The sequence below is a fragment of the Streptomyces sp. NPDC127106 genome (assembly GCF_042677605.1).
GTDB lineage: Bacteria > Actinomycetota > Actinomycetes > Streptomycetales > Streptomycetaceae > Streptomyces.
In genome coordinates, this window is the sequence record NZ_JBHXTC010000066.1 from 22,179 (window position 1) to 26,269 (window position 4,091).

3 protein-coding genes are annotated in these 4,091 nt (G+C 68.6%); 1 reads left to right on the forward strand and 2 read right to left on the reverse strand.

Annotated elements, in window-relative coordinates; all coding sequences use genetic code 11:
• Positions 1–164 precede the first annotated feature (164 nt).
• Positions 165–866: a hypothetical protein gene (locus tag ACFVGY_RS33080; protein WP_385684705.1), complete on the forward strand. Its 702-nt coding sequence runs from the start codon at positions 165–167 to the stop codon at positions 864–866.
• 245 nt (positions 867–1,111) lie between these two features.
• On the opposite strand, the gene ACFVGY_RS33085 is transcribed toward ACFVGY_RS33080, so the two are convergent.
• Complete coding sequence (locus ACFVGY_RS33085; protein WP_385684708.1) at positions 1,112–1,570, reverse strand: hypothetical protein; 459 nt, start codon at positions 1,568–1,570, stop codon at positions 1,112–1,114.
• 16 nt (positions 1,571–1,586) lie between these two features.
• A complete protein-coding gene (locus ACFVGY_RS33090) occupies positions 1,587–3,230 on the reverse strand; it encodes a restriction endonuclease fold toxin-2 domain-containing protein (protein WP_385684711.1) in 1,644 nt (547 codons plus the stop codon).
• Positions 3,231–4,091 lie beyond the last annotated feature (861 nt).

Sequence of the window (4,091 nt, forward strand, 5' to 3'; positions counted from 1 at the left end):
TACGCCTGGTCTGGTGGGCTCGTTTTTGTTTAAAAGAGACGGGTGGTGGGTAACCCGACAGGGTGCCCCCCCCCCGGGGGGGGGGGCCCCCCGGGGGGGGGTGCCCCCCACCGCATCGTCGGTGCGCACCACCGCACCGGGGTGGTCACCCTCGGGTCCACTCAGTGGGCGGCCTCCCGGCCGCGGTGCCGTCCGGGCTCCTGCGGGCGGTGCGCCTGCTGATCGTCCCTGCGCACCGGACGCACCACGTCGGCATCGTCCTGTTCGGGGTAGTGGTCTGCGCGGACGCGGGAGTCGTCGGCCGCCTTGGCGAACGCCTCCTGAAGGCGGCGCAGCCGGTCGGCCGTGAGATCGAGGGCTCCCGCAGGGCCCGCAGCGCCGTCATGTCGATCGCCTCCCGGCGCCCGGCCTCCGGCTCCTGGTCATCGTCCTCGACCTCGGCGGCCGGGAGCGCGAGCAGCTGCTCCGGCATCGCCGCCTGCTGGTGGGCGACGACGTCGTACGCACGGCGGCGACGGTGGTGGTGCGCAGCTTCTCCCGCACCGTCGCACCGGCCCGGTCGTTGCCGGCAGGCCAAGGCGGCGTCGAGCCCGGGGGCGGACCGCCAGAACGCGGGCCCCAATTGGACGGCTGCCCACCGGGAGGCGGATACGGATCCGACATCACGACCTCCCAGGCCGCCCAGGGGGAACCCCGCCGCTGGTACCTCTCCAGAGTCATCCCCCACCCGCCACCCCGCCGCCAACCGCGAGCCCCGTCCCGTCGGCAAGGGCGGCTACAAGGGACGCGGCCGGGCCAAACCCTCCGTGAAGACGTACTGCCCCGCCTGCGTCGAGAAGATCCGCAAGGGCAGGCTCAAGCCCTGACCCCCGCCAGCAAGCGCCCCCGCCGGTACGTCGGCGGAAAGCGGGTCTGCACCGACCAGGCAGCCCGGGCGCTCCGGCAGTCCCCGCCCAGCGAGAAGGCGCGTCACCACCGGGATTTCCTCCACCGTCTCGGCTGCCGAATCGGGCATGTCCGACGGGTCAGGAACTGGTTCGGTTGGGCGGCCTGGAGCCATGGTGGTGGGCGGCGATGCCGCAAGAGCGTTGCCCTCTTATGGGCCCCTCCCCTACACCTGGTCGTCGATGGAAGCGAGGTGTCGCCTCAGCTCCGTGGCGATCTCTTCGTCGCCGCCTTGTGCCGGCAGCGGCCACGGGTCCTGATCGCCGTTGGCCACGGCGAGGCTGCTGGCAAAGCGCACCAGGTGCGGCTGCGGGACAAAGGAGTCCCGTAGCCACCGGGCGAAGACGGCGGCTTCGTCGGCGGTCACGTTGGTCAGGGTGATGAAGGCGTAGTCGGGCTTGGGCATCGCCGCCGTGCCGTCGATCCACACGTCGGCTGCCAGCTCGATCTCGAAATCAATCACCGGGATGCCGTGGACGCCTGAGAGCCGGTACTCGACCACAAGGTTCGGGAACGCCTGCCGCAGAGCCCTCTCGAGGGAGTCCAGGCTGGCGTCCCATGCCGCCTCGGCGTCTTGGGGCGGGTAGAAGGCGAAATTGGTGCGGATGTTCCGTTCAGTGGACACAGTCTTCCCTCTTGCCTTACGGCACGTAGCGTGTGGAGCCGGTCGTGCCCGTGATCGCCATCATGGACTGCCAGTAGGCCGCGTTGTCCTTGCCGTTGGTCACGATCTCCAGGCCGCGGACTTCCTTGTTTGCGGGGTTCTCCATGGCCTGCTTGTACCGCAGGAGTTCGCTCTCGTCGCCTGCGTACATGGAGTCGATGACGGGGTCGTAGGCGAGCTCTCCCTTGGAGTTCACCTTGACCGGCTTGGTCAGGGTTTCCTCCAGACGTTCCAAGGAACGGAAGCTCTTCTTCGTGCAGTCGGGGTCGCGGACGTGTTTGGCTTCCACGAGGTATCCGTCGGATGGCCGAATGCCATCGACCATCAGGCCACGGTTCTTGCCAGCCAGCGGCACCTCACGCTCCGGGTATCCCGATACGCGCAGCTGATACGCGTTGTCCGGAGCACTCGTGCCGCCTCCGCCCGCGAATCCTCCCGCTCTGAGGGAATTCATCCATGTGCGGAACTGCTTCTCTTCGGCAGGGGTGAGCGGCTTGGTCGTTCCGGGCACCGGCGGTATGGGGTCGGCGAAGGCTATGCCGGAGTCCACAGGGTTGATCATCGGCAGCAGGGCCGGGGTAGCCGTATGGGATGCAAGTCTGAGCGGTACCGGGACGGGGACACGGATGAGCGGCGGGAGGAACGGCACGCCCGGCAGCGCCGGCGCTCCCGGACCTTCGCCGTCGGGGAGCCGGACGCGAGCGGCTGAGGAGTCAAGGGCGTGAGCGACTTCCCCCAGATCGTGGATCCAGGGGTCGCTAAGGACGGCGTCATGGAGTCCGCCGTCGAAGCCGTTGCCGCCGAACATCGGCTGGTCCCACGGCATGTCCAGCCGGAACAGCTCGTTCTTGTGCTCTTGGATCTTCACCTTCGCCGCCGCGACATGCTCGGCGTACCGGTCACACGCCTTGGCAAGCTGCGTACAGGCGGCCACGAGGTTGGCCACGACCGGCTCGTCCTGCTGAGCTTTCTCCGGCGGGGCGGCGAAGCCCACATGCTGCTTGAAGTAGGACTGGAAGGAGTCGGCCGCGGCGCCCGAGTGCGCCTTGCTCGCTGTGGACGCATAAGCCTGGGCATCTTCCAGGAAGCGCTGCATGAGGGAGGCCGCCTGCCGCCACGAGTCGGCGACATCACGGATCTTCTCCGGAGAACCCCGGAAACGGTCGCTCCTGCCGCCCGGCGCGTACTGGGTGTACCAGGCAGTCTCCCCGACCACCTTGGGCAGTTCCTGCCCAAGGCCGAGGTAGTTCTCCGGACAGTCGGCTCCGGGATCGCCCATGCCCACCGTGAGGTCCACTTCCTTGCCCAGGAACGCCGACACCTGTCGGCTCTCCACGGCCATGAACTCCCGGGCGTTGCGCATCAGGCCCCGGCTCGTGGCACCAAGTAGGTGCGAACTGAACCCCATCGTGTCCAGCGTCGTGGATGCCGCCGGCATGTAGACCTTGGCAAACGACCGTCCTGCATCGTCGTCACCGGCCATACCGTGCTGCCGGTCGAGCTCATGCCCCAACGCGATAGCGCTGTCACGCGCGCCGCGCATCGAATCCAACAGGCCCATCGCCCCGCGAATCATGCCCTTCGCGATGAACTGCAGCTCAGGCGTCAGCCCGCTCACCATGCGCCCCCTATACGGATGTGAACGATCAAGCTAACGGACTCCTACTGCCACGTCACACACAAGCCTGGGATCTCTCACCTCCCAGCGCTAGGTTCCAGCCGTGCATTCCCCGACGCCCGCCCTCCGGACGATGCTGACACCCGATCGAGGGGTTCGCTTCCAGCGCCGCCGCAAGGCTGCGGTGACCTCGGCCGCAGCCCCGGTGCCGGGCTCGCGCCGAACGCCCAGGGTTTCGCGGCAGGCGGGCCTGCTTCGGGAGGACCGGACTGTCGTGGGTGGCGCGGCCGAGCCGATGAGCGCGGCGCCCCGCGCGGTGCAGGCGGCACCGAGGACGACGACCGTCGAGAAGAGGCGCGCGTTGCTCATCCCGGCGCATGTCGCTCGTTGCCGAGTTCGGATCCAACCGCGCCGTGGCCCAGCACTTCGAGCAGGTCGACGGGTGGGTTACGAAGTCGGTACGTGGGTTGACCTGGTGGGCACAAGCCGGCTGAGTGGTACGCGGAGCAGGCGGCCGTCGGCTCGGGTGTCGACGACTGGGGTGTCCTCTTCATCGCCGAAGAAGTCGTCGAACTCGTCGTGCTTGGCCATCTATCGGCCTCCTGCGTACTTCTGGCGGCGGAGCTGGTGCTCCAAGGTCGGTGTGGAGCTGGGCGAGGCCGCGGACTCCGAGCTCGCGCATCAGTGCGTCGGCGGCGGGGACCTGGCGGGTGATGCCGGTGCTGTGGTGGTTGGTGAGCATCCACGTCGGGGGGGGGGGGCCCCCCCGGGGGGGGGCGCGGCGGGGTTACTAATTAGGGTGTTTGTGTTTCCGCCCGGGCGGGTAATGTGGCGCCCGGGCACCTGGGGGGGGCGGGTGGATTT

Bases quoted from the DNA above. Each gene is read 5' to 3' on its own strand.
- ACFVGY_RS33090 (WP_385684711.1), bottom strand. From the start codon at position 3,230: ATGGTGAGCGGGCTGACGCCTGAGCTGCAGTTCATCGCGAAGGGCATG.